Origin of the sequence: Paraburkholderia tropica, from assembly GCF_014171495.1 — a bacterium.
Lineage (GTDB): Bacteria > Pseudomonadota > Gammaproteobacteria > Burkholderiales > Burkholderiaceae > Paraburkholderia > Paraburkholderia tropica.
In genome coordinates, this window is record NZ_CP049137.1 from 599,486 (window position 1) to 625,137 (window position 25,652).

Sequence of the window (25,652 nt, forward strand, 5' to 3'; positions counted from 1 at the left end):
CTAGCTCCACGTAACTTCTCGCAACGAAAATCAGAAAGAGCCTGGCGGCGCTGCCGCTAACGGCTTTGGTCGCGCTCGCGCCCAACGTCCAGGGGCAAAGCCTCGGCGGTATTGAAACCGAACAGAACCAGCAGCAGCGCCGCGACGCGCAGCAGCGCCGCGACGCGCAGCAGCGCGAAGCCGCCGTATCGGCGCCCGCCGTGCGCTCGACCGTGACGAAGATCGAAGCCTATCCCGCGCTGCCAGCCGAAACGCCGTGTTTCCGCATCGACCGGTTTGCGCTCGACGTGCCCGACACACTGCCGGCCGCAGCGCACGCAAAAGGCGCATCCGCGCTGCCGCTCGCGTCGTCAGCGGCAAGGAAGTCGCAAGTTCGAGCAACACCACGGCCACGCTCTCACAGGGCAGCATGGTTTCAGCCGACGCCGTGACCATCGCGAGCGGCAACGACATCACCGTGAAAGGCAGCACGATTGTCGGCACGAACGATGTTGCCCTCAATGCCGCGCATGACGTGAACATCACGACGACGCAGGACACCATGCAGTCGTCCAGCAGCTATCAGGAAAAGCGCACGGGCCTTGGCACGAGCGGCCTGACCGTGACTGTCGGCACGAACAAACTCGCGACGACGAATGAAGCGTCAAGCGTCACGAATAATGCAAGCACGGTCGGTTCTATCGACGGCAATCTGTCGATCCAGGCAGGCAATACCCTGCACGTCACTGGCAGCGATCTTGTGGCAGGCGGTAACGTCTCGGGCATGGCGGCAAACGTCGTCATCGATGCGGCAACGGATACCTCTCATCAGGCGCAGACACAGAAGACAAGCAGCAGCGGCCTGACAATTGGCCTGGCAGGCTCCGTTGGCGATGCAATCAACAACGCCTATTCCGAGTCCCAGGCAACCCGGAACTCAAGCAGCAATGGCAATGACCGCGCAGCGGCACTGCATGGCATTGCTGCGGCAAACGACATTTACTCCGTTGCTGGAGCAGCGAATAGCGTTGCCAATGGCGGTAAGCCCGATATCGGCATCAAGGTTAGCATCGGGTCGAGCAAGAGCGAAAGCCAGTCTAAGGAAGACCAGACGACACAGCGGGGTTCGAATGCGCAAGCAGGCGGCACAGCGGCATTCGTTGCTACGAATGGCGACCTGACTATCGCCGGCTCGAACGTGAACGCCAATGACGTTGTTCTTGGGGCAAAAAATCAGGTGAACGTAATCAACACGACGGACACGGATTCGACGCGAAGCTCGAACAGTTCCAGCAGCGCGAGCGTCGGCGTGCAGTACACCCTCGGCGGCGGCTTTGGCGTCTCCGCCGCAATGGCAAACGCGCACGGCGATGCAAACAGCGACGCGTCGATCCAGAACGCTTCGCATGTAAACGGCGCGAACAGCGTCACGGTGATATCGGGCGGCGATACCAACATCATCGGCTCGCAGATCAACGGCAAGCAGATCGCGGCCGATGTGGGCGGCAACCTGAACATCACGAGCGTTCAGGACGTGACGAACAGCGCGGCGCACCAGAGCAGCACAGGCGGCGGCTTCACCATCAGCCAGGGCGGCGGCAGCGCGAGTTTCAGCGCGCAGAACGGTCACGCGGATGGCAGCTATGCGGGCGTCAATGAACAGGCCGGTATCAATGCGGGCGATGGCGGGTTCAACGTCGACGTCAAGGGCAACACGGGCCTGACGGGCGGCGTGATATCGAGCACGGCCGACGAGTCGAAGAACAGCCTGACGACCGGCACGCTTACGTTCAGCGACATCCAGAACCAGTCGCATTACAGCGCCAATAGCAACGGCATTAGCGCGGGCGTGGGTATTGGCGCAACAGGCAAGGCGGTCGGACCTGGCTCGGTAAGCAACGGCGGCGGCGTTTCGCCAATGCTTTCGCAGAACGAGAGCGGCGACGAGAGCGCGACCACGCGCAGCACAATCAGCGCAGGCGCTATCAACGTGACAAACGGCGCGGGCCAGCCGCAGGACATCGCGGGCCTCTCGCGGGATACGGCGGCCACAAACGGCACGGTTGCAAAGACGCCAGACGTGAACAACATACTGAATCAGCAGGCCGACCAGATGCAGGCAGCGCAGGCCGCTGGTCAGGCCGTGGCGCAGCGCATAGGCGACTATGCGAACGCCCAGGAAAAGGCGACCGGCGATCCCGAATGGGCGGAAGGCGGAAGCAAACGCGCGGCGATGCAGGCGGCTGGTGCGGCCGTTGTGGCGGGTCTCGGCGGCGGCGCTATAAGCGCTGTGGAGGGAGCCGCAGGCGCTGCCATTGGTTCCAAGATGGCAGGTTCGCTTAACCAGTTGAGCAATTCGATTGCTGGTTCTAACCCAACAGGCGATGCGAACTTGAATCAGGCGCTCGGGAACATCGTCGCGAACGTCATTGCGACTGGCGCGGGCGCAGTTGCCGGCGGTGCTGGCTCTTTCTCCAGTTCTGACGTCGACCGCTACAACCGCCAACTTCACCCTGACGAGCGGCAATGGGCAAAGGACAGCGCGAGCAAGTTCGCGCAGTTTTACAAAGATCAGACCGGACAGACGATCAGTGCCGATCAGGCACAACAGATGTTGCTCGCAAGCGGCTATCGGATGGTCGATGCAGCAGCGAGCGCGGGTCCGGCGCTGGATGGAGGCAAATACGCGACGGCGTTTATCAGCCAGAATGCCAGTGGCATGTTCCGCGCGACTGCTGCCGAGTACAACAATCCATTCCTGAATGGCAATGCCGATCATTCGCTGTCGCCGGAACAGCAGGCGCTTCCAGGCCACGAAGCGCATCCGCAACTTGGGGTAGCGGCCGGTGGAGCACTAGGTATGATCGCGCTCGGGACGGTTGCTCCTGTCGTTGCGACTGGTTGGGCGATCAACTCGCTATACGACTATGGCGGTGACACACTCGCATACGTGAGCGGACTCAGTAAGGATTCACCGAACACATCGAAGTCGCTGACGGTTGGCTTCGTCGCAGGGCTCGCCGGACCGGCCGCATTGCCTCTGGATACACTTGGCAACGGCGTCGGCACGAAGATAGCCGTCGGCACATACAACGGAATTTTGAACGGGACCGCGGCTTACGGCGGTAATGCAATCGCAAACCCTTCAAGCGATCCATCGGCAAATGCTGCAACCGGTGCAACCGCTTACGGCATTGGTACAGCGGCCCAGACTGTCCTGCCCGGTAGTGTTGGCGATATAGCAAACCATATCATCCAAACATTGTCCGGTCCGACGCAAACGGCAGTGCAGAACGCGGGCAAGAAGTGAATAACCTTGGCGAAATCTGATGAACTTTCCAACTATTCCGTTCGAACTAGCCGGCGTTGACGGAGCAGGCACCGCGCCTAAAGTGATCCTCGTTGCTGGAGCATGTCTTGTAGCGCTAGTAGCTGCATTGCTCATCAGGCGTCTGGTGCTATTTCTCTGGGCCAAAAAGTAATTGCTGTGGGAAATGTCTCTCGGAAATGGGTGATTCCTGAGCATCGGGAATGGCAAGCGAAAGCGTATGTCAAAGTGCCCGCAAAGAACATGATCGAGGTGTGTGTCGAAAATCGTACTCTGGAATTTGCCCCAATCGACTGGAAATATGACCGGGTTAGCGAAGGCGATCAAATCGAAGTTGCGCTTCAACGAGCGCGTCTCGGTGAGGAAATTCGAATTGTTGATATAGGGCCGTTTTGACATGGCGCAATTGGCTAGAAAAGATAAGTGAACGATGAAACAGCTACCTCTCGCCTACCTGATAGTTTTCCTGATTGCGTTTGCTGGTATCGGATTGGTGGTCGCTTTCGCAAAATTCATCGTTTATGTCTTCTACGGCGCTAATTTCACCTGGAGCAATGGCGACTTCTGGACTGTCGCAAAGCAAGGCGCGCTCCTTGGCACCGTGCTTTGCGTCTTTCTGACCGTGGCCCATGTAAGACGGAAAGGATAAGAGTTTCTAACTACCCGCACGCACGTTAATCAGGACGCCGGACTCCTGACGGGTCCGGCACTATCTCGCATCTCCTATGAAAATCAGAAAGAGCCTGGCGGCGCTGCCGCTATCGGCTATGGTCGCGCTCGCGCCCAATGTCCACGGACAAAGCCTCGGCGGTATCGAAACCGAACAGAACCAGCAACAACGCCGCGACGCGCAGCAGCGCGAAGCCGCCGTATCGGCGCCTGCTGTGCGCTCGACTGTGACGAAGATCGAAGCCTATCCCGCGCTGCCGGCCGAAACGCCGTGTTTCCGCATCGACAGGCTCGCGCTCGACGTGCCCGACACGCTGCCGGCCGCCGCGCACGCAAAAGGCGCATCCGCTTTACCGCTCGACCCGTTCGCCTTCGCGCGCGAATGGCTCGACCACTACACAGGGCAATGCGTCTGCAAGCAAGGCATCGACATACTGAGCAAGGCATTGCAACAGACCGTGCTCAATCGCGGCTATGTCACCACGCGCGTACTCGTGCCGCAGCAGGATTTGACGACCGGCACGCTGTCGTTCGCGCTTGTGCCGGGTCTCGTGCGTCAGATTCGTCTGGCCGATCCTTCGACGTGGGGGACGTGGAAGAACGCGTTTCCGGTCAGCGGCGGCGACCTGCTGAACATGCGCGATCTGGAGCAAGGTCTGGAGCAGATGAAACGCGTCGCGAGTCAGGACGTGGACATGAAGATCGAGCCGACCGACATCCCAGGCGAAAGCGATGTCGTTGTGTCGGTCAGACGTGCGAAGCCCTGGACGTTCGTGGCATCGGTCGATAACTCAGGAACTGAATCGACTGGCAAGTGGCAAGGCAACGTCAGCCTCGGCATTGATAATCCGCTTGGTCTGAACGACGTATTCACAGTCAGCGCGAATCAGGACTTATCGTTCGGCAACAAGGCGCTCGGTTCGCACGGGTTCAATGGTTCGTACTCCGTTCCGTTCGGCTACTGGACGGCGACCCTGTCGGGCAACACGAGCACGTACTACCAGAACATCGCGGGCGTGAACGAGACGTTTGTTTCGAGCGGCAATTCACAGACCGCCGCGCTGCGCATTGCGCGCGTGCTCTCGCGCGGCCAGAACGACGTGCTCGGCGGCTACGTGCAGCTATCGAAGCGTTTCGGCGACAGCTTCATCGACGACACGACGATACCGACACAGGCGCGCAACAACACGTTTCTCGAACTCGGCGCGACCGACCGGCATTACTTCGGCGCGGCGCAGTTCGACGGCACGCTCGCCTACCGTCAGGGCATTGGCGGCTTGGGCGCAACGCCGGACCCGTATATCGACGGCCCGACGTACCGCTTCCATATGGCCGTGCTCGATGCGAACCTGTCGGTGCCGTTCGCGATTGCAAACCAGCCATTCCGGTACGTCACGACATTCCACGGCCAGTTCACCAACGACACGCTTTTCTACATCGACGACCTGACCATCGGCAGCCGTTACACCGTGCGCGGCTTCGACGGCGAAACGATGCTCGCGGCCGAACGCGGCTTCTACTGGCGCAACGAGCTGCAATGGCCGATGTTCCAAACGGGACAGACGTTGTACGCGGGCATCGACTACGGGCACGTGTTCGGGCCGAACACGGCAGCACTGGCTGGAACACAACTGGCGGGCGCGGTGATTGGCATTCGCGGCGGCGTGCCGACGAAATATGTTGGCGTCACGTACGACCTGTTTGCAGGGACGCCGATCTACAAGCCCAAAAACTTCCCGACCTCGCGATGGACGGTCGGCTTCCAGATTACTGCTCAGTTCTGACTAGTGTTTCATCGCCTGATGCTTCGCCAGTACTCGTAAACTGCTCGAATTGAAGGCGCAACTGTCGCTTGCTGCATCATGATGCAGGGGCACGATGACAGGGTTGGCTGAGCGGACATTGGAGATCGACGTGTGGAAGCGAAAGCATCAACCGCTTTCGCAGGTGTGACGGCCTTGCTGCTCCCGGCCCATCCCGCGCGCGAAGGCCGCGTTCACCCCACCTTCGCGTATGCAGCACGAACACTCCCTAAACGCTGCTTCAAGCAACCTTGAACACGCCCACCGCGTCGCGCAACGCGTCGGTCTGCTCGGTCAGCGACATGGCCGCGGCCGCCGCTTCCTCGACGAGCGCCGCGTTCTGCTGCGAGACCTGATCCATCTGCGAGACGGCGAGATTCACCTGCTCGATGCCGTCGCGCTGCTCCTCCGAAGCGTTCGCGATCTCGGTCATGATGGTCGTCACGCGGCCAATCGACTCGCCGATCTCGGTCATCGTCGTGCCCGCCGAGCGCACATATTGCGCGCCCGTCGCGACGTGCTCCACCGATTCGCCGATCAGCGTCTTGATGTCCTTCGCCGCCGCCGCCGAACGCTGCGCGAGCGAACGCACCTCGCCCGCGACCACCGCGAAACCGCGTCCTTCCTCGCCCGCGCGCGCGGCTTCCACCGCGGCGTTGAGCGCGAGAATATTAGTCTGGAACGCGATGCCTTCGATGATGCCCGTGATCTCCGCGATCTTCTGCGAGCTGCGGTCGATGCGATCCATCGTCTGCACCGCGTCGCCGACCACCAGCGCGCCGCGTTCCACCACTTCCTGCGCACTGCCCGCGAGCGACTGCGCCGTGCGCGCGTGCTCGCTGTTCTGCTTCACCGTGGCGGTCAGCTGCTCCATGCTGGCCGCCGTCTGCTGGATCGACGCGGCCTGTTCCTCGGTGCGCTGCGAGAGATCGTCGTTGCCCGCCGCGATCTGGCGCGTTGCCGACGCGATCGACTCCGAACTGTGCGAGACCTTGCGCACCGTGCGCGCCAGTTCGTCCTGCATCGTCTGCAGGCCCGCGACGAGGCGGCCCATTTCGTCGTGCGAGCGCGCGTCGAGGCGCACCGTCAGGTCGCCTGCCGCGATGCGCTGCAGCGCGCCCAGCAGGTTCGCAAGCGGCGCGGCAATCGCGCGATGCAGACCGACCGCGCAGATCAGCGCCACGCCCAGACCGAGCGCGATCAGCGCGATGCTGCCCGCGCGCAATGCGGCGTAGAAGTCCTGCGCGCCGTCGAAGGTCTGCTGGCCGTGCGACTTCTGCCATTGCTCGAGCGCCGTCGAGGCCTTGGTGAGCGCCACCGACAAAGGCGGAATGCGCTTCATCGCGATGTCGTCCTGCGCGACGCGGTCGCCCTGCTTGACCGCGGCCATCAGCGGCTGAATGCCTTGTTCGAGCATCGCGCCGAGCGCGGTCTGCACCTGCTCGGCGAGCGCCTGTTCGTCGGCGTCGTGCGGCAGCGCGCGATAGCTCTCCCACGCCTTGTGCGAGGTGTCGAGATAGCCCTGCGCCTTGTCGAGCAGTTGCGGCACGTCGGGCGAGTCGGGATGCAGCAGGATGCGGTCGAGCGTGGTGCGCGCGATGGTCAGATTGAGATTGGACTTGCCGATGTCGATGGCGGCGGCAAGCTGATTGGAATAGGCATAGCCGAGCGCCGCGTTGGAATGCGACATGCCGATCAGGCCGGCGACACCGGCCGCCACGATCAACGCGGCCAGCACGCCGACCGCGATGCGCAGGCGAACCGAAATAGAGAGTCGGGCAAACACGGCGAGAGCTCCAGGCGCCTTTGTGGGGCGACGTTTATCGAATATCAGGAATGGGTGGTCTTGACGCGAGCGCGTGCCAACCGTCACACCGATGGACTCGCCCGCGCTCGCCTGTGTTAACGGCTTGCAAGGGAGGAACTGAAGCGAAGGAGAAAGGGACGGAAAGACCGGGTAAGACGCGAATTAGTCTGATGAAACAAGGGCGTCGCGACAGCCCAAAATGCGCGCGGCGCGCGGGCGTTTCCCCCCGCGCGCCGCGTCGGCGACGAAGCTGTCTGCGTGAACGACAGCCGGCGTTTTACCGCCTCGCTTTACGAGCCGAAGAACGGCACGCAGTAGTCGGGCGGTCCGACGCAATCACCGGGACCGTTCGGCTGCGGATGCAGGCTGGCGCAGCCCGACATGGCGGCGGCGGCGGCGACGCACAGCGCCGCACGCACAACATAAGTGACAATGCGTGATTTCATGGGTTCGAAACTCGAATTAGCGGCCGCGCCTGCGGATTGCCGTCACGACGCGCGGCCTGGTCTGTCGTGACGCTGCATGAAGTACGCCTCAACGTTTCATGTCAGTGATGCGCGTAAATCGTGCTGTTGAGCGTTTTCAGCTCGCCGTCCTGCTGCGCCTGCACGAGTTCGCGACGAACCTGCGCGCGCGTGACAGGCGCCGTGCCACCCGCATTCCACGACGCATTCGCGCTCGCCGACGTTTGCTGCACGGGCGCGTTCGCCGCGGCCGGCGCACTCGCCTGTGCATGCGCGAGCGCCGACATCGACACCATCAGCGCGGCAGCCGCGCCCTTCCAGCTCTTTTTCATCTCGTACTCCTCTGCGGCTTCTCGCCGTCGACATGGATCAGTGCCGTGCGCAACCTGCGCCGGTTCCCTGTGCATTGCGCTGTTGCAACGCAATTCATGGCGCAAGGATAGAGGCGCGAACCCTCGCGAATATCCGCAGGAAAATGAAGAAATGTTTAGACAAGACGATGCATTTCGATAGCGCATTGATGAAACTGCGCTAGCACCGCGCTTGCGTCCGGCTTTCATCGCGAAGCCGGTTATCGACGAATACGAATACGCTCAATACGCACTCGAATAACCTTCGCCGCCACGTCGATACGCGCTGAAATTCGCGCCGATCTGTGCGTATGCACCCATCGGCATGCTGCAAATCAGGCCTGAAAAGCCGCACGAATCTCGCGCGAACACCCCGCGAACAGCCGCAAAAAAACAACACCTACTCGATTTAACGCTTTGCGGCGCCGTCCACACGGCACCTGCACGCAGATGCATTTTCTGAAACTCAGTCTTTCCGTTTTTCAAATTCGCCAAACGGGCACCGTACGCATAATCGCCGCTGAATTCGGCTGGATTGCCTGCCTGGCCGTCTTTCAAATACATGAAGCACACGCTCTCTCACGCAACTTTTTAATGAAGACCAATCAATGAAAAAAACCGCTCTCGCCCTCGCCGCCACGCTGGCTTCGATCGCCGGCGTCGCGCACGCGCAAAGCAGCGTCACGCTCTACGGTGCACTCGACACGTCCGTCGCGTTCTTCGGCAATCAGAAGGGCAGCAACGGTTCGGGCAACACGTTCCAGATGATGTCGGGCAACATGTCGCCGAACCTGTGGGGCTTGAAGGGCACGGAAGACCTGGGCAGCGGCCTCTCCGCGATCTTCAAGATCGAGAGCGGCTTCAATATCGATAACGGCAAGTCGGGCCAGGGCGGCCGTCTGTTCGGCCGTACCGCGATGGTCGGCCTGAATTCGACGCAAGGCGGCACGGTCTCGCTGGGTCGTCAGTACGATCCGCTGATCGACCTGCTGCAGCCGATGACCGACGACGTCACGTTCGGCTCCGCGTTCGCCACGCCGGGCGACATGGACAACTACGACAACAGCTACCGCACCAGCAACTCGATCAAGTACACGAGCCCGAACTACGCCGGCCTGCAGGTCAGCGCGATGTACGCGTTCGGCGGCCAGGCCGGCAGCATGGGCGCGGGTCAGACGTGGGCCGTCGCGGCCGCGTACAACCACGGTCCGTTCGGCTTCGGCGCGGGCTACTTCAAGGCGAACAGCAACAGCGGCACGGCTGCGACCTTCGACGGCCTGAACCCGAACACCGACGTCAACGTCGACTCGTCGGCGATCACGGGCGGCTTCGTCTCGGCGAACTCGCTGCAGATCATCCGCGCGGTGGGCGACTACAGCTACGGCCCGATGACCTTCGGTCTCGCCTACAGCAACGTCGACTACGCGAACTACCAGAGCGCGGCCGGCGCGAACAGCGACACGAAGTTCAACACGGGACAACTGTTCGTGAACTACCAGGTCACGCCCGTCGCCGTGGTCGGCTTCGGCTACAACTACACGAAGGGTAGCGGCAACGGCGTGAACGCGAGCTACAACCAGTTCAGCCTCGGCGGCGACTACTTCCTCTCGAAGCGCACCGACATCTACGCGCTCGCGGGCTATCAGAAGGCGTCGGGCCGCACGATCGACGCGGACACGGGCGCGCTCGTCAACGCGAACGCTTCGTTCGGCGACTTCGGCAACGACGCGACCACCAACAAGCAGGCGATGGCGATGGTCGGTATCCGCCACCACTTCTGATCGCGGCTGACGGGTTTCCGTTGCTGTCCACGCGCCGGGCGTCCCACGACGCCCGGCGCGTTTTTCATTGTTGCGCCGATTTGTCGCCGACTTGCCAGCGACGCTCCACCGACTCGGCAACGCCATCAACCTCGGTTATAATGCGCGGGTCTTAGGGGAGTAGTCTGCTTTGCGCGCGACGCGCGAAGCGCCGCCGTCAACATAATTGGCACCCAATGCCATGGCGCCGGCAGCCGTTCTTCGGCCTGACGAGACCTATGACGTCTTCCTCCGCACCCGGGCTGGGCGGGAGGATTGCGTCATTGGTCCCAAACGTCCGGCCCGTGGAATGTCAAAACAATAATGTCCCCGACTCTCTGCACGGATCCCTGCAAGGATCTCCGCACGACCCGCAGCACGGCCGACCTGGAGCGCACGTCATGATCTGGACGTTCGCCCTGCTCATTGCCGCAGCCGGCATCATCTATCTGTCCTGCGAAACCTTCGTCAACGGCGTCGAATGGCTCGGCCGGAAGCTCAACATCACGCAGACCGCCACCGGCACGATCCTCGCCGCGTTCGGCACCGCGCTGCCCGAGAGCGTGGTCACGCTCGTCGCGGTGGCATTCGGCACCGACGCCGCGCATAAGGAAATCGGCGTGGGCGCGGCCATTGGCGGCCCGCTCGCGCTGAGCACGGTCGCCTACGCGGTGGTCGGCTTCGCGCTGCTCGCGACGGCCAGACGGGTGGGCCGCGCGCGCGCCGCCGCCGTCGACGCCGACACGCGCCGCCTGCGCCGCGACCAGCTCTGGTTCCTCGCGATCTTCGTCGTGAAGATCGGCATCGGTCTCGTGGTGTTCCAGTTCAAGCCGCTGCTCGGCATTGCGTTTCTCGCGGCCTACGCGTTCTATTGCTGGAAGGAACTGAGCGACGACAGCGGCGACGAGGAAGACGGCATCGAACTCGAACCGCTCAAGCTGCGCCCGCGCGACGCCAATCCGTCGATGGGCTGGATCGCGTTGCAGGTGCTCGGCGCGCTCGCCGTGATTTTCTTTGCCTCGCACCTGTTCGTGCAGCAGATCAGCGCGGTCGGTCCGTGGCTGGGTTTGAGCCCGCAACTGACGGCGCTGCTGTTCAGCCCGATCGCGACCGAACTGCCGGAAATCATGAACGCGATTATCTGGGTGCGCCAGGGCAAGGAGCGTCTCGCGCTCGCCAACATCAGCGGCGCGATGATGATTCAGGCGACCATTCCGACGGCGTTCGGCCTGTTCTTCACGCCGTGGCATCTCGGCGCGCCGTCGATTCTCGCCGCCACGATGACGATGCTCGCGATCCTGTTCCTGCAATGGTCGTTTCGCGCGCCGCAGGTCAAGAGCCGCCAGCTCACTTATGTGGGCCCGCTGTACGCGGTGTTCGCGGCGCTGCTGTTCGTGATTCCGCAGTAAGCGTGGCCACGCGCGGCGGCCGCTGCGTTCAGTTCTGCGTTCAGATTGTTTCCTGATCGCGTGAACGCGCCGCCGTCGCGCCGCCCGTCGCCAGCGTGGCGACGCCCGCATACGCCCAGCAATCGAGCGTCACGCGCAGACCCGGCCGCGCGTCCTCCAGTCCGAGGCCGAAGCCGTGCATGCGCATCACGGCCTGCACGAGCGAGAGTCCGAGCCCCGAGCCCGGCGTTTCGCGCGTGCGTTCGCTGCGATAAAAGCGCTGAAAGACGGCGAGGCGTTCGGCGTCGGGAATGCCGGGACCGTTATCGCTCACCTGCACGCTCGGCCCTTGCGCGCCAGTCGCGAGGCGCAATTCCACGCGACCGCCCGGCGGCGTGAACTTGATGGCGTTATCGAGCAGATTGGCGAGCGCCTCGAACATCAGCGCGTAGTCGGCGCGCACCGCGCTCACGCGCGTCAGTTGCAGCGACAGTTCGACGGCCTTGTCGGCGGCAAGCGGCTGATAGAGATCCGCCAGTTCGCGGCACAAGGTTTCGAGCGCGACGTCGCCGAATCCCGCACGCCGCCGCATGGCTTCGATCTCCGAAATACGCAGCATCGCCGAAAAGCGTTTGAGCACGTCGCTCACGCCATGCGAGGCCTTTTCGATCAGCGTGGCGTGCTCGCCGTCGAGCGTGTCGAGCGGCACGCGCGCGAGATGCGTGCGCACGTGCACGAGCGGCGTGCGCAGGTCGTGCGCGATGCCGTCGCACGCGCCCTTCACTTCGTGCATGAGACGCGAGACTTCGTCGAGCATGTGATTGACGATCTGCGAGAGCCAGCTGATTTCGTCGCGCCCGCCCGCGGGCAGACGCGCGTCGAGGTCGCCGTCGGCAATACGCTGGGCGACGCTGCGCACCGCCTTCACGCGCCGCAATTGCGCCGCCGACACCAGCACGCCCACGCCAAGCCCGCCGAGCATGACCATCGCGGCGCTGCCCGCGAGCCCGCCGAGCATGGTCTCGCGCAGCCGCGCCATTTCGCCCACGTCGCGCGACACCACCAGCAGATTGCCGTCGGGTAGACGCGTCGCGCGCGTGCGCAGATATTGCGGACGGCCCGACGTGGGACCGGTCAGCGTGAGCGGACCCCAGACGCCCACGCCGTTCGAGGCGAGCCGCGACGGAAACACGCCGATGTCGCCGGCCAGCCAGCGCCGGTCGGGCGAAAACAGGCCGTAGAAGTTCACGGGGCGCTGCAACTGGCTGCGGATGTGCGCGGCGAGTTGCGCCTCGACCTGTTGCGGCGGCAGCGCCGAGAAGTAGGCGAACTGCCAGTTGATGTTGTAGTCGGCTTCGCGCGCGGTATAGCTGGCCGACTGCCAGTAATTCAGATAGACCAGCGCGGACATCGAAGCCGAGAACACCAGCGCATAGATCATCAGCAGCCGAAATGTCGTACTGCGCCAGAGACTCATTTTCATCGTATTTCCCCGCGTAGCTGCCCAGTATCGCAAACCGGACTCACCCGAACATGAAAAAATATTTAATCTTCGATAATCAACGCAAATTCCCCGATTTGCGCCGAACGACACAATAAATAAAGTTTAATTCGCAGGCAATGAAGCCGTCGTGACCGAGGCGGACAATACCGAATCACGAGCCCCGCAATCGCGGATTTCGATCCGGAATATGACCCGATTTGAACGCCATATCGGCGCGGATTTGATCCGGATTTGATGCGCTTTCGCGCTCGTATTGGTGTCCGGTTTTCCGGGCCGTCCGCTTAATCGATCCACAGGAAATCCGTCATGAAACGCACGCTTATGCTTGGCCTGATCTCGCTCGCCACCGCCCTGCCCGCCGTCACCGCGCTGGCCGCCGCCAACCCCGCCGGGCGCCACGGCGTCGAGCCCATTCAGGTCAAAGCGCAGCTTTATCGCGCATGGCTAAGCGGGACCACCGCCGCCGACGAAAAAAATTCCTATCCGAATGCGCCTTCGGACCGATCCTCAGTATCGGCATCGCGTTGTGGTTATGTGCTTGACCATCCTGGTGCATCGGAATTTCCGGCGATCACACGATCGGTTTGCGCCCAATAACGGTGCGTTATTGAGCGTCTTTGATTATTGGCGTGCTAATTTGTCGCAGGTTTCCTCTGTCGTCATTCGATATATCCGATAAGATATCTCGATTTTCGGCAAGAGAGACTTGTCGATTCAAATAAGCATCATGGCGCTCGCGCGCCATATCGCCCGCCGCAATGCCGATATCGAAGACGCGTCAATTCTTTCAATTCGCTTTAAGCCCGTTTTATCAATCCGCTCGAATTGGCTCGCGCTGTGTTTCTCGCGTGATGAGCGGATTCGCGGCGCGATTCGGTGCGCGTCCCGCATTCGCGTTGAGCGTGGCCGCGCTGTGTGTGCCGCTGGCCGGCTTGATCGGTCTGTGCGCGGGACGCTACCCCCTTGCACCGGAGCAAGTGGCGTTGACGGTGCTCGCCGCGCTGCATCTGCATGCGTGGCCCGCGCACGGCGCGCTGCTGCACGCGGTCGTCATGGAGGCGCGGTTGCCGCGTCTCGTGGCGGCGGCGTTGATCGGCGCCGCGCTGTGCGTCTCGGGCACGACCTGCCAGGCGGTGTTCCGTAATCCGCTCGTCTCGCCCGGCATGCTCGGCGTGCTCAGCGGCGCGGCCTTCGGCGCGGCGCTCGCGATCGTGCTGGGCGGCGCTGTAGTGCATCGTCTCTGGGTCGAAGCGGGGGCGTTCGCGGGCGGCGTGGCGGCGATGGCAGTGGGCGTCTCGGCGGCCGCGATGCTCGGCGGCGAGCCGGAAGAAGGCGCGCTCGCACGTGGCGGCATCCTCGCGCTGCTGCTCGGCGGCCTCGTCAGCAATGCGCTGTTTTCCGCGCTGGTCTCGCTGCTCAAATACGTCGCGGACCCGCTCAACCAGTTGCCCGCCATCGTCTACTGGTTGCTCGGCTCGCTCGCGCAAACCGGCTGGGCCGATCTCGCGTGGGCCACCGCGCCGCTCGCACTCGGCACGCTGCTGTTGTGTCTCGCCGCCCCGCTGATCGACGGCCTCACGCTCAGCGACGACGAAGCCCGCAGCCTCGGCGTGCCCGTGCAGGCGATTCGCTTCGCCGTCATGGCGCTGGCCACCTTGATCGCCGCGCTGACCGTCGCGCTTGCGGGCATGATCGGCTGGATCGGGCTGCTCGTGCCGAATCTCGTGCGGCCGCTCGTCGGCGCTTCGAATCGCGTGGTCCTGCCGATGAGCGCGCTGGTCGGCGCAATCGCGCTGATGCTCGCCGACACCTGCGCGCGCAGCGTCGCGAGCGCCGAAATTCCGCTCGGCGTGATCACCGAAATGGGCGGCGCGCTCGCCTTCGTGTTCGTGCTGCGCGCGTTGCGCCGCCGTGCGCGCTGACGGCGAGGCGCGACGATGAACCTGCGCTCCAACTGGGACACGCTGCCCGCCGCACTCGCCTGCCGCGACGTGACGGTACGGCGCGCGCACGCGACCGTGCTCGACGGCGTGAGCTTCGCGGTGCGCGCGGGCGAACTCGTCTCGCTGCTCGGCGTGAACGGCGCGGGCAAGAGCACGCTGCTGCGCGTGCTGCTCGGACTGATCGCACCCGATGCCGGCGAGGTGCTGCTGCACGGCGAAGCGCTGCATCGCCAGCGGCGTCGCGCAATTGCGCGGCAGGTCGCGTGGGTGCCGCAACATCACGCGCCGCAATTTCCCTACACCGTCGAGCAGATCGTGGCGCTCGGCCGTCTGCCGCATCTCGGCACGGGTTTCGCGTTGTGGCGCGCGCCGCGCCCGCACGATCGCGACGCGGTGCACGCGGCGCTCGACGCCATGCAGATCGGCCATCTCGCGCAGCGCGATTACGGCGCGCTCTCGGGCGGCGAACGCCAGCGCGCCCTGCTCGCCCGCGCGCTCGCGCAAGGCGCGCGCGTCCTGCTGCTCGACGAGCCGTTCAGCGGCCTCGACTACGGCCACCATCTGCGTCTGCTCGATCGGCTCGCGCGGCTCGCGGCCGACGGCTACGCGATCGTCAACACCACGCACCGCCCCGACGACGCCTGCAACGTCTCCACGCGCGTGGCGCTGCTCGACGGCGGCCGCCTCGTTGCCGACGGCGCGCCGCGCGAGGTGCTCGACGCGCGCGCCGTGAGCGCGCTCTATCGCGCACACGTCGAACAGATCGACGTGGACGGCCAGCGTTTCTTTCGCGCGGCGACCAATACGTTCGCTACGGACGATGACGCCGACGCCACCGCCCCACCCGCTTCTTCCCACCCGCCAGCCTCCACCCGATGAATCACCGTCTCCCGTCCCGCTGTGCCGTTTTCGCGTTCGCCGCTACCTGTGCCTTCACTGCCTCACGCAATGCACATGCAGAGGATACCGAAACAACCCCGCCGGCAAAGCGCGTCACCACACCCACGCAGAACCAGGCGACCCAGACCGCCACACTGCCCACCGTCGCCGTGAACGCAAAGGCCAACACTGCCGATACAGCCGACACGCCGCGCAGCACCACCGCGAGCCTCGGCCCGCTCGGCAACGTCAAACGCGTGGACACGCCGTACACAGTCAACGTGGTGACGCAGGAAGTGATCGCCGACCAGCAGCTCAAGAGCATTCCCGACGCGCTGCGCCTGCTGCCTTCGGTGCAAGGCGACGGCGCGCGCCCGCAGAGCCGCGGCATTCAGGGCAGCGTGGTACAGAACAGCCGCATCGACGGCCTCAACGCGGTCTCGACCACCGACTATCCGCTCGAAGAATTCGACCGCATCGAAGTGATGAACGGCCTCGCGGGCGCGCTCTACGGCCCGGCAAATCCGGCGGGCACGTTCAACTTCATCCAGAAGCGTCCGACCGACGACCGCCAGCTTCACTTCATGCTCGGCTACGGTTCGCAGACGCGCTTCCTGCGCGGGCTCGACGTTTCGGATCGCGTGGGGCCGTCGAAGGCCATCGGCTATCGCCTCACGCTGCTCGACGAAACCGGCACGGGCTATACCGACCACAGCTCGCTGCGCCGCCAGCTCGCGAGCGTCGCGTTCGATTTCCATCTGTCGCGCGACACGGTGATCGAGGCCAACTACAGCCACTATCACTACGTGACGAAGGGCTTTCCCGCAACGTTCGCGCTCGCGAGCGGCGTGCATTTCCCGGCCGCGCTCGATCCCACCAACGCGGCCTACGGCTCGTCCAACGGCGGCAACGACGACACGACCGACACCGGCACGCTGCGTCTGCGTCACGACTTTTCGCCGAACTGGCATCTCGAAGCGGCCGTGCTGCGCCAGATCGCCGACCGCGAATCGACCACGCCCACCAACACGCTGATCGACAACGCGGGCGACTACAAGACCACGATCTCCACCGCAACCGCAAGCCGATTCACGATCACGAGCAACCTGCTCTATCTGCGCGGCCACGTGGATACCGGCGCGATCCAGCACGACGTGAGCATCGGCACGAGCGGCTTTCTGTGGGACAACTTCAATCCGGTCGCGGGCGGCACGGCCACGCTCGGCAGCGCGAGTCTCGCGAATCCGCAGTCGTTCGCGGTCACGGGCGCGCCCGATTTCGAGCATCGCTATCAGTCGGCGCAGAGCGCGCAGCAATCGCTGATCGCGAGCGACGACATCACCGTGTCGCCGCACTGGTCGGTGCTGCTCGCGGGCAGCCAAAGCTGGCTCTCGACGCACAACTACAACGTGAAGGGCGCGCAGACGAGCGAGTCGGCGAATCAGGGTCTCTCGGGCGCAGCGAGCCTGATCTTCAAGCCGCGCGCGAACCAGAGCCTCTACGTGACTTACGCGGACAGTCTCCAGCAAGGCGACACCGCGCCCGCCGGTTCGACCAACGCGGGCAACATTCTCGATCCGTATCGCAGCAAGCAGTGGGAAGTGGGCTACAAGCTCGCACTCGCGCGCCTGAACGCGTCGGTGGCGGCGTTCCGCATCACGCGCCCGTATGCGTACACGCTTGCAGACGGCACCTACGGCACGGCGGGCAATCAGGTGAATCGCGGCGTGGAAGTCATGCTCGACGGCAACGCCACGCGCAATCTCACGCTGTTCGGCGGCTTCACGTGGCTCGATCCGCGACTGTTCGATACGGGCAGCGCGAGCACCGAGGGCAAGCGCATCGTCGGCCTGCCCGAATTCGCGCTGAACGTGCTGATGCAATACAAGGTGCCGCAGGTGCCGGGGCTCTTCACGAATCTCAACGTGCACTACGTGGGCGCGCGTCCGACCGATAACGCGAATACGTGGTCGGTCGGTTCGTACACGACGCTCGATCTCGGCGTGGGCTATCTCGCCGACATCCTCGATCGCGCGGTGACGTTCCGCCTCTCCGTCGATAACGTCACGAACCGCCATTACTGGACCAATATCGTGCCGGGCGGCCTGAACGGCTATACGGGTTCGGGCAACGCCACGGCGCAGCTCGGCGCGCCGCGCACGGTGACGGCTTCGGTGGAGTTCGATCTGTGATGACGACCCGCTTTTTGCACCAACTCACGCGCGCCGCCGCCTCACTCGCGCTCTGCGCCGCGACGCTCGCCGGCAGTCTCGCGGCAACACCCGCGTTCGCGCAGCCCAAAACGCGTATCGCCGATCTCTGGTTCGCGCACAACGCGGTGGTGATGATGCTCGGCTCCGCGAACGACGTGGTCGCGACGGTCGCGCGCAAGCAGGCCTTGCCGTGGATGTTCCGCGTCGCGCCCGCGCTCGCGCAGGCGCAATCCGTGAATGGCGCGACCGCGAACGCCGAAGACCTGCTGCGCCTGAACGCCGATGTCGTGTTCGCCAGCACCGGCGACCCGACGATCGCCGCCATGCGTCGCCTCGGTCTGGTCGTCGTGCCCGTCGGTTTCGACGATTACGCGTCGATGCTCCGCTGCGTCGATCTCACCGCGCAAACGCTCGATACCCCGCTCGCACGCGAGCGCGCGCAGGACTATCGCGCGTATCTCCAGAGCACGCTCGACGACACGGCGCATACGCTCGCCACGCTCGCCACGCACGACTCGCACGCACAGCCGCGCGTGCTGCATGTGGCGTCGCTCGCGCCGCTCAAGGTCGACGGCGCGGATACGATCGTCGATCAGTGGATACACGCGGCGGGCGCGCGCAACGCCGCCGACGGCCTCACCGGCAATCTCAAGCCGGTCTCGATCGAGCAGGTGCTCGCGTGGCATCCCGACGTGGTGATCCTCGCGGCCAACGCGGGCTCGATCGCGCAATCGCCGCAACGCGCGCTGTGGGAGACGCTCGACGCCGTGCGCGCGCAGCGTGTCTATCGCAATCCGATGGGCGTGTTTCCGTGGGACCGCTACGGCCCCGAAGCCGCGTTGCAGATTCGCTGGGCCGCGCGCACGCTGCATCCCGAAGCGTTCGCCGATGCAGGCAAAAACGATACGCTCGTCGCGCAGACGCAGCAGTTCTACGCGCGTTTCTATGGCTACGCGCTGTCCGCGCAAGACGCGCAGCGCATGCTTGCGGGCGAACCGCCGCTGCCGGACTGAGGCACGCGCGCACAAACAAAAAGCCCGCGAACGCAGCACGTTCGCGGGCTTTTTCGTTGCGGCAACGAGAGATGAAAACCTCAATGCATCGCGTGCAGATACAGATACAGCGTCGAAGCGGCCACGCCGCCGACGAGCGGCCCGAGGACCGGAATCCACGCATAGCGCCAGTCGCTGTCACGCTTGCCCGGAATCGGCAGCAGCGCGTGCATGATGCGCGGCGAGAGATCGCGCGCGGGGCTCATCGCATAGCCCGTGGGACCGCCCAGCGAGATGCCGATGCCGAGCACCAGCAAACCGACCGGCAGCGCGTCGAGTGCGCCGAGGCCCACTTGCGGCGCGGCCAGATACAGCACGCCGAGAATCAGCACGAAGGTGGCGATGGCTTCGGTGATCACGTTGTGACGCACGCTGCGGATCGCGGGCGCCGTGCAGAACACCGCGAGCTTCAGATCGGCGTCTTCCTCGTTGGCGAAATGCTGGCGATACGCGAGCCAGACGAGGAACGCGCCGGCCATGCCGCCGAGCATCTGCGCGGCCACGTAGCCGCCCACTTTCGACCACGCGAACTTGCCCGCCAGCGCGAGGCTGATGGTCACGATTGGGTTCAGATGCGCGCCGCTGTACGAAGCCGTCACGTAGACGGCCACGAACACGGCCATCGCCCAGCCCATCACGATCACGATCAGGTCCGCGCCGCGGCCCTTGGTTTTCGCCAGCAGCACGTTGGCCACGGCGCCGTTGCCGAGCAGCACGAGAATGGCTGTGCCGATAAATTCTGCAATATAGGGTGACATGTCGTCTCTCTCTTCCGCGGCGGGCGTCTACCGTCTACCCGCTCGCGGATATGATTTTGATTATTTATTTCGGGTTACTGATCAATGGCGCGAATTGCGCCATGCCGGTTTCACTTCCCGTCGTCGGCCCAGGCCTTGGCGGCGCGCACCGCACGCTGCCAGCCCGCGCGGCAGGCGTCCACCTGCGAAGCGGCCATCGCGGGCGAGAAGCGGCGATCCACGTGCCACTGGCTTTGCAGCTCGTCCACGTTCTTCCAGTAGCCGATCGCGAGACCCGCGAGATACGCGGCGCCCAGCGCCGTGGTCTCGGTGATCTGCGGACGCACCGCGTCCACGCCGAGCAGGTCGGCCTGGAACTGCATCAGCAGATTGTTCGCGCTCGCGCCGCCGTCCACGCGCAGCTCGCCCACGCTGATGCCCGAGTCCGCTTCCATCGCGGCCAGCACGTCGAGCGACTGATACGCGATCGAGTCCAGCGCCGCGCGCGCCAGATGCGCCGAGCTCGTGCCGCGCGTCACGCCGAACAGCGAACCGCGTGCGCGGGCGTTCCAGTGCGGCGCGCCCAGACCCGCGAAGGCGGGCACGAGATACACGCCGTCGGTGTGCGGCACGCTCGCGGCCAGCGCTTCGATTTCCGCCGCGCTCTTGATGATGCCGAGGCCGTCGCGCAGCCATTGCACCACCGCGCCCGCGATGAAGATGCTGCCTTCGAGCGCGTAATTCACCTGGTCGCCGATCTGCCAGGCGATGGTCGTGACGAGGTTGTTCTTCGACTCGATGGGCTTGTCGCCCGTGTTCATCATCAGGAAGCAGCCCGTGCCGTAGGTGTTCTTCACCATGCCGGTGTGCGTGCACATCTGGCCGAACAGCGCGGCCTGCTGGTCGCCCGCGATGCCCGCGAGCGGAATCTTCGAGGCGAACACCGTGGTCTTCGTCGGCCCGTAGATTTCCGACGACGAACGCACTTCGGGCAGCATGCTGCGCGGAATGTCGAGCGCGTCGAGCAGTTCGCTGTCCCACTGGCGCGTGTGGATGTTGAAGAGCATCGAGCGCGACGCGTTGGTCACGTCGGTTACATGCAGTTCGTGCTTCGTGAAGTTCCAGACCAGCCAGCTGTCGACCGTGCCGAACGCGAGCTTGCCCTGACGCGCCTTTTCGCGCGCGCCTTCGACGTTGTCGAGAATCCAGCGGATCTTGGTGCCCGAGAAGTACGAGTCGATCGGCAGACCGGTCTTCGCGCGCACTTTCTCTTCGAGGCCTTGCGCCTTGAGCTGATCGCAGAAGTCGGCCGTGCGGCGGTCCTGCCAGACGATGGCGTTGTAGATCGGATGACCCGTTTCGCGGTCCCACACGATGGTGGTTTCGCGCTGGTTCGTGATGCCGATCGCGGCGATGTTGGTGCCGTTCAGGCCCGCGCGCGTGACGGCCTCGGCGGCCACGCCGGCCTGCGACGCCCAGATTTCCTGCGGATCGTGCTCGACCCAGCCCGGTCGCGGATAGATCTGTTCGAATTCCTTCTGGGCGCTCGACACGATGCGGCCCTGGCGGTCGAACAACATGGCGCGGGAACTCGTGGTGCCCTGGTCGAGCGCGAGGATGTACTGTTGATCCTGCATGTCTCTCATCTCCGTCCGTACGTAGTTGTGATTCGCGCCGCTTGAGCGCGGCGCGTTGGGGTTACTGCCATGCGGTACTTACTGCCGATGACTGCCGATGCAACCGCGGCCGCGTCAGTGCGTGACCGACACCGGCGGGAGCGGCGACATCGGCGCGCGGCGCGCGGCAAACCACGCTTCGAGCGCGGCGGCAACCGCGTCGAGCGTGCCGGGCGCCACGTGCAGGCCGAGCTTCGAGCGGCGCCACAGCACGTCCTGCGCACAGGTCGCGAACTCGGTGTCGCGCAGATAACGCAACTCGGCTTCGTAAATGCCGGGAGCGATCTGCGCGCCCAGACCGTCGAGCGACGCCGCGCCGCCAATCAGGCGTTCGGCGCGCGTGCCGTAAGCGCGCGCGTAGCGCTGCGCGAGCGGCGCGGGCAGCCAGGCGAAGCGCTTCGCGAACGCCGCGGCGAACGCGTCGAAACGCGCATTGGCGATATCGCCGCCCGGCAGCGGCTGGCCCGCCGTCCATGCGCCCGCCGTGCTGCCGAGCGCGCGGCACAGCATGTCGCCGGCTTCTTCCGCGAGCTTGCGGAAGGTCGTGATCTTGCCGCCGAACACCGAGAGCAGCGGCGCGCCGTCGGCTTCGTCGAGTTCGAGACGATAGTCGCGCGTGACCGCCGAGGCATCCTTCGCACCTTCTTCCTCGAGCAACGGACGCACGCCCGAGTAAGTCCAGTGCACATCGGAGGGCGAGATCTTACGCTTGAAATAGCGATTGATCGACTCGCAGAGGTAACGCGTTTCATCGCCGTCGATGGCAACCTTGGCCGGATCGTTGCGATATTCCACGTCCGTGGTGCCGATCAGCGTGAAGTCGTGCTCGTACGGAATCGCGAAAATGATGCGCTTGTCCGGGTTCTGGAAAATGTAGGCGTGGTCGTGATCGAACAGACGCTTCGTCACGATATGGCTGCCCTTCACGAGGCGCACGCTGTGTTGCGCGCCTTGTCCGAGCGCGCCGTGCAGCACCTCGCCCACCCACGGACCGGCCGCGTTGGCGATGGCGCGCGCGCGCACGTCGAAGGTGCTGCCGTCGGCGCGGCGCAGCGTGGCGAGCCATTCGCCGCCCTGCGCGTGCTTCACGCGGCGCGCGTCCACGAGCTGCGTGCGCGTGAGAATGCGTGCGCCGCGTTCCTGCGCGTCGAGCGCGTTGAGCACGACGAGACGCGCGTCGTCCACCCAGCCGTCCGAATAGACGAAGCCGCGCTTGATCGAATCGATCAGCGGCGCGCCGGCCGCGTGACGGCGCATGTCGATGCCGCGCGAGCCCGGCAGCAATTCGCGCTTCGCGAGGTGATCGTAGAGAAAGAGACCGAGGCGGATGAGCCATGCGGGGCGCAGATTCGGCATGTGCGGCATGACGAAACGCAGCGGCCACATGATGTGCGGCGCGGCGCGCAGCAACGTTTCACGTTCTTGCAGCGCTTTGCGCACGAGACCGAATTCGCGGTACTCGAGATAGCGCAGACCGCCGTGAATCAGCTTGGTGCTGGCCGACGAGGTATGCGAGGCGAGGTCGTCCTGTTCGCAAAGGAGCACGGACAGGCCGCGCCCGGCTGCGTCGCGCGCGATGCCCGCGCCGTTGATCCCGCCGCCCACGACGAGCAGATCGTACCGATTCTCTTGAGTCACCTGCGTTTCCTGATAGTGGCCGAGGCGGCACCCGGAGCGACGCAGTCGTCGCAACATCGAGTGCCGGATCGCCTTGCGCCCCATGTCGCCATGGGCGAACCCGAAATGTTCGAATCCGAAATCTAACGAACAAAATCGAAAAAGTAAAGTTCGTTTTGGCGAGCACAGGCGAAATGCGGGAAATGCGCCCGAATTGGCGCAGAATCAGCGGAAATTTAGGGGTTTTCCCGGAAGAAACACCGAAAGTGGCGCTACAAAAGACGCGCAAAGCGAACCGGATGGGCGCTGGAAAGGCGACAAAACGAACACATTCAGCTTTCGAATGTGTTCGTCTGATGTTCGTTTTGGGCTGAGGAAGTGCTTCAAGCAGCGTCCGCGCGCTTCGCGAACGCGCGCTTCGACCGCAGAGCGCGGTCGGTCGGGCAATGAATCAGCCTATGGATCGGGCGCTTAGGTCGAGCGCGTAATGAAATGATCGGCGGCGCCTTTGGGCAGTCGAATCGCGTCGACGATACTGCCGAGCGCCACGATGCCGATCAGCACGAACGCCACCCGATATTCGATGCCGCTGCCATGCCAATCGGCGTGAAGCGCAACGAAATGACCGAGCCGCACGCCCAGCGCGCCGAGCGTGATGCCGGCCGCCATGGCGATCTGCGATGCCGTATTGAAGAGACTGTTCGCGTCGGACATGCGTTCTTTCGCGACATCGGCGTAAGCGATCGTGCCGAGCACCGTGAACTGCATCGACCGCGTCATACCGCTGAGGAACAGCAACAGCACGGTGACAACCACGGGCGTGTCTTGCTGAAGCCACGCGCACGCCGCGAGGCACACCGCGCAGAACACGCCGTTCCAGATCATGACCGGGCGATACCCGAAGCGTTGCAGGATCGGCGTGGTAACCGACTTCATCGCGAGATTGCCCGCGAACACGGCGAGCACGAGCAGGCCCGAATGAAAGGCGTCGTAGCCGAAACCGACCTGAAACATCAACGGCAGCAGAAACGGCGCGCTGCCGATCGCCATGCGCGCGAGCGAACCGCCGCGCAGCGCGGCGCGAAAGGTTGGAATCGAACACGCGGACAAATCGACGAGCGGATCGCGCGCACGCATCAAATGGCGAATCGCCACGATCAGCAGCGCGATGCCGACGGCAAGCATGGCGAAGGCCATGGTGTCGAGACGCGCATCGGCGCGTTCGAGGCCCGTGAGCAGCGTGAACGTTCCCGCGCCGCTCAGCAGGAAGCCGGTCCAGTCGAAGCGGCGCTCGCGCGCTTCCCGCGCGTCGGGGATGATGAAACACGCGACGGCCAGCGCGATCAGACCGATCGGCACGTTCAGGTAGAAAATCCAGCGCCAGCCGAAATGCGTCGTGATAAAGCCGCCGACCGGCGGCCCGAGCACCGGCGCGATCAGCGCGGGCCAGATGAGCGACTGCATCGCGGCCATGAGCCGCTCCTTCGGCGTGGAGCGCATGACCACGAGCCGCCCGACCGGCACCATCAACGCGCCCGCAATGCCCTGAATCACGCGCAGGACCACGAAGCTCACGAGGCCGTTGGAGACGCCGCACAGCGCCGATGTCAGCGTGAACAGGGCGATCGCGAAAGCGAACACGCGCCGCGCGCCGAAGCGGTCGACCACCCAGCCGCTCGCCGGCACGAACACGCCGAGCGCGAGCAGATACGCGCTCACGCCGATGTTCAGCGCGACCGCCGTGGTGCCGAATGAACGCGCCATCGCGGGCAGCGCCGTGGCGATCACGGTGCCGTCGAGAATCTCCATGAAAAGCGCGCCGGTCACGAGAATCATGATCGCGCGCACGCGTGCGGCGGGTGGTAAGGGCGTGGCGGGTGACGGACGGGGCATACGGTCAGCGGGTCAGCGAGGCAGTGCGCAGGCGCGTCGATCCCTGAAGGGCCGCAGTCTGCGTATCGACCTGAATTATCGAAAAACATATCGTACGATATTTTTTCGTCTTTTGCTGCCGCGTGCGGGGGGATTCTTGCGACGACGCGCCGTGATCGGGCGATGATCGCGCCCCGATCGCGCCTCGGCTCCGCTGGAATCGATCGCAGTCCAAACCGATGATCCGAAAAATCGTACTCGCGTGCGACGATCGTCGTAGCAACGCTGCGAGCCTTGCATGCAACGAAAGCCTTCGATCAGAAAACGTAAGCCGGGCACGCATGCGCGACGACGAACAAACAGGGCCCGCGCTGAAAGCTAAAACACGGCGCTCGGGGTATATCGCCATTCGCTTGTCACGTCGTTTATGCAAAGATACGACGATATTCACAGCGCTTTTCTCAAGGCGCCAATCGAGAAAGTAGAGAAAGTCGCCCGCGTGCCTTGCCTGAAAGGCGCTGCGTACCGGCGAAGTTCCAAATGCAATGGCGGCCGCGCGTGACTGGCCGTTCA

At 64.2% G+C, this 25,652-nt stretch carries 19 protein-coding genes, 2 pseudogenes and 1 riboswitch; of the genes and pseudogenes, 12 read left to right on the forward strand and 9 right to left on the reverse strand.

The window, feature by feature from the left end; all coding sequences use genetic code 11:
- Positions 1–29: 29 nt before the first annotated feature.
- The 5 genes and pseudogenes from G5S35_RS33175 to G5S35_RS33195 all read left to right on the forward strand — a co-directional run.
- Positions 30–344, forward strand: a pseudogene (locus tag G5S35_RS33175) (ShlB/FhaC/HecB family hemolysin secretion/activation protein); the annotation flags it as partial.
- Positions 323–2,500: pseudogene (locus G5S35_RS33180) on the forward strand (hemagglutinin repeat-containing protein); the annotation flags it as partial. The pseudogenes G5S35_RS33175 and G5S35_RS33180, both read left to right, overlap by 22 nt.
- Before the next feature lie 891 nt (positions 2,501–3,391).
- Complete coding sequence (locus G5S35_RS33185; protein ID WP_183040573.1) at positions 3,392–3,703, forward strand: hypothetical protein; 312 nt, start codon at positions 3,392–3,394, stop codon at positions 3,701–3,703.
- Positions 3,704–3,737: 34 nt separating this feature from the next.
- The gene (locus G5S35_RS33190) at positions 3,738–3,956 is read left to right on the forward strand and encodes a hypothetical protein (protein ID WP_183040574.1); all 219 of its coding nucleotides are present in this window, start codon (positions 3,738–3,740) and stop codon (positions 3,954–3,956) included.
- Between the two features lie 76 nt (positions 3,957–4,032).
- Entirely contained in the window at positions 4,033–5,760 is a 1,728-nt protein-coding gene (locus tag G5S35_RS33195) for a ShlB/FhaC/HecB family hemolysin secretion/activation protein (RefSeq protein WP_183040575.1), read from the forward strand.
- A gap of 259 nt (positions 5,761–6,019) precedes the next feature.
- Here G5S35_RS33195 and G5S35_RS33200 read toward each other — a convergent pair whose 3' ends face one another.
- The 4 genes from G5S35_RS33200 to G5S35_RS33215 all read right to left on the reverse strand — a co-directional run bounded on the left by G5S35_RS33200 (position 6,020) and on the right by G5S35_RS33215 (position 8,963).
- A complete protein-coding gene (locus G5S35_RS33200; RefSeq protein WP_082991643.1) occupies positions 6,020–7,564 on the reverse strand; it encodes a methyl-accepting chemotaxis protein in 1,545 nt (514 codons plus the stop codon).
- Positions 7,565–7,875: 311 nt separating this feature from the next.
- Positions 7,876–8,031, reverse strand: coding sequence for a hypothetical protein (locus G5S35_RS33205; RefSeq protein ID WP_167371438.1), 156 nt, complete (start codon positions 8,029–8,031; stop codon positions 7,876–7,878).
- 101 nt (positions 8,032–8,132) lie between these two features.
- Positions 8,133–8,381 carry a DUF4148 domain-containing protein gene (locus G5S35_RS33210; protein ID WP_110330040.1) on the reverse strand — a complete coding sequence of 83 codons (249 nt, stop codon included), beginning with the start codon at positions 8,379–8,381 and terminating at the stop codon, positions 8,133–8,135.
- Between the two features lie 261 nt (positions 8,382–8,642).
- Positions 8,643–8,963 carry a hypothetical protein gene (locus G5S35_RS33215; RefSeq protein WP_183040576.1) on the reverse strand — a complete coding sequence of 107 codons (321 nt, stop codon included), beginning with the start codon at positions 8,961–8,963 and terminating at the stop codon, positions 8,643–8,645.
- A 44-nt stretch (positions 8,964–9,007) separates the two neighbouring features.
- On the opposite strand from G5S35_RS33215, the gene G5S35_RS33220 reads away from it, so the two are divergent.
- Positions 9,008–10,180, forward strand: a complete 1,173-nt coding sequence (locus G5S35_RS33220) for a porin (protein ID WP_065057510.1) — start codon at positions 9,008–9,010, stop codon at positions 10,178–10,180.
- A 142-nt stretch (positions 10,181–10,322) separates the two neighbouring features.
- Positions 10,323–10,498, forward strand: a riboswitch (yybP-ykoY riboswitch).
- Between the two features lie 101 nt (positions 10,499–10,599).
- A complete protein-coding gene (locus G5S35_RS33225; protein ID WP_183040577.1) occupies positions 10,600–11,607 on the forward strand; it encodes a sodium:calcium antiporter in 1,008 nt (335 codons plus the stop codon).
- Positions 11,608–11,647: 40 nt separating this feature from the next.
- Here the strand turns inward: G5S35_RS33225 and G5S35_RS33230 are convergent, their stop codons facing one another.
- The gene (locus tag G5S35_RS33230; RefSeq protein ID WP_065057508.1) at positions 11,648–13,069 is read right to left on the reverse strand and encodes a sensor histidine kinase; all 1,422 of its coding nucleotides are present in this window, start codon (positions 13,067–13,069) and stop codon (positions 11,648–11,650) included.
- 327 nt (positions 13,070–13,396) lie between these two features.
- On the opposite strand from G5S35_RS33230, the gene G5S35_RS33235 reads away from it, so the two are divergent.
- The 5 genes from G5S35_RS33235 (at position 13,397) to G5S35_RS33255 (ending at position 19,138) form a co-directional block, all read left to right on the forward strand.
- Positions 13,397–13,687, forward strand: a complete 291-nt coding sequence (locus G5S35_RS33235) for a hypothetical protein (protein WP_124262198.1) — start codon at positions 13,397–13,399, stop codon at positions 13,685–13,687.
- 254 nt (positions 13,688–13,941) lie between these two features.
- Entirely contained in the window at positions 13,942–15,012 is a 1,071-nt protein-coding gene (locus G5S35_RS33240; protein WP_183040665.1) for a FecCD family ABC transporter permease, read from the forward strand.
- 15 nt (positions 15,013–15,027) lie between these two features.
- Positions 15,028–15,912 (forward strand): ABC transporter ATP-binding protein, encoded by an 885-nt coding sequence (locus G5S35_RS33245; RefSeq protein ID WP_183040578.1) that lies wholly within the window; start codon positions 15,028–15,030, stop codon positions 15,910–15,912.
- Between the two features lie 170 nt (positions 15,913–16,082).
- The gene (locus G5S35_RS33250; protein ID WP_202035054.1) at positions 16,083–18,104 is read left to right on the forward strand and encodes a TonB-dependent receptor; all 2,022 of its coding nucleotides are present in this window, start codon (positions 16,083–16,085) and stop codon (positions 18,102–18,104) included.
- On the forward strand, positions 18,104–19,138 hold the full coding sequence (locus G5S35_RS33255; protein WP_183040580.1) for an ABC transporter substrate-binding protein: 1,035 nt from the start codon (positions 18,104–18,106) through the stop codon (positions 19,136–19,138). Before G5S35_RS33250 ends, G5S35_RS33255 begins: the two co-directional genes overlap by 1 nt.
- Positions 19,139–19,218: 80 nt before the next feature.
- Here G5S35_RS33255 and G5S35_RS33260 read toward each other — a convergent pair whose 3' ends face one another.
- The 4 genes from G5S35_RS33260 to G5S35_RS33275 form a co-directional block, all read right to left on the reverse strand.
- Positions 19,219–19,935 carry an MIP/aquaporin family protein gene (locus G5S35_RS33260; RefSeq protein ID WP_065057506.1) on the reverse strand — a complete coding sequence of 239 codons (717 nt, stop codon included), beginning with the start codon at positions 19,933–19,935 and terminating at the stop codon, positions 19,219–19,221.
- 110 nt (positions 19,936–20,045) lie between these two features.
- Positions 20,046–21,551, reverse strand: a complete 1,506-nt coding sequence (gene glpK, locus G5S35_RS33265) for a glycerol kinase GlpK (protein WP_065057505.1) — start codon at positions 21,549–21,551, stop codon at positions 20,046–20,048.
- A gap of 114 nt (positions 21,552–21,665) precedes the next feature.
- The gene (gene glpD, locus G5S35_RS33270) at positions 21,666–23,228 is read right to left on the reverse strand and encodes a glycerol-3-phosphate dehydrogenase (RefSeq protein ID WP_183040581.1); all 1,563 of its coding nucleotides are present in this window, start codon (positions 23,226–23,228) and stop codon (positions 21,666–21,668) included.
- A 450-nt stretch (positions 23,229–23,678) separates the two neighbouring features.
- A complete protein-coding gene (locus tag G5S35_RS33275) occupies positions 23,679–25,100 on the reverse strand; it encodes a DHA2 family efflux MFS transporter permease subunit (RefSeq protein ID WP_183040582.1) in 1,422 nt (473 codons plus the stop codon).
- Positions 25,101–25,652 lie beyond the last annotated feature (552 nt).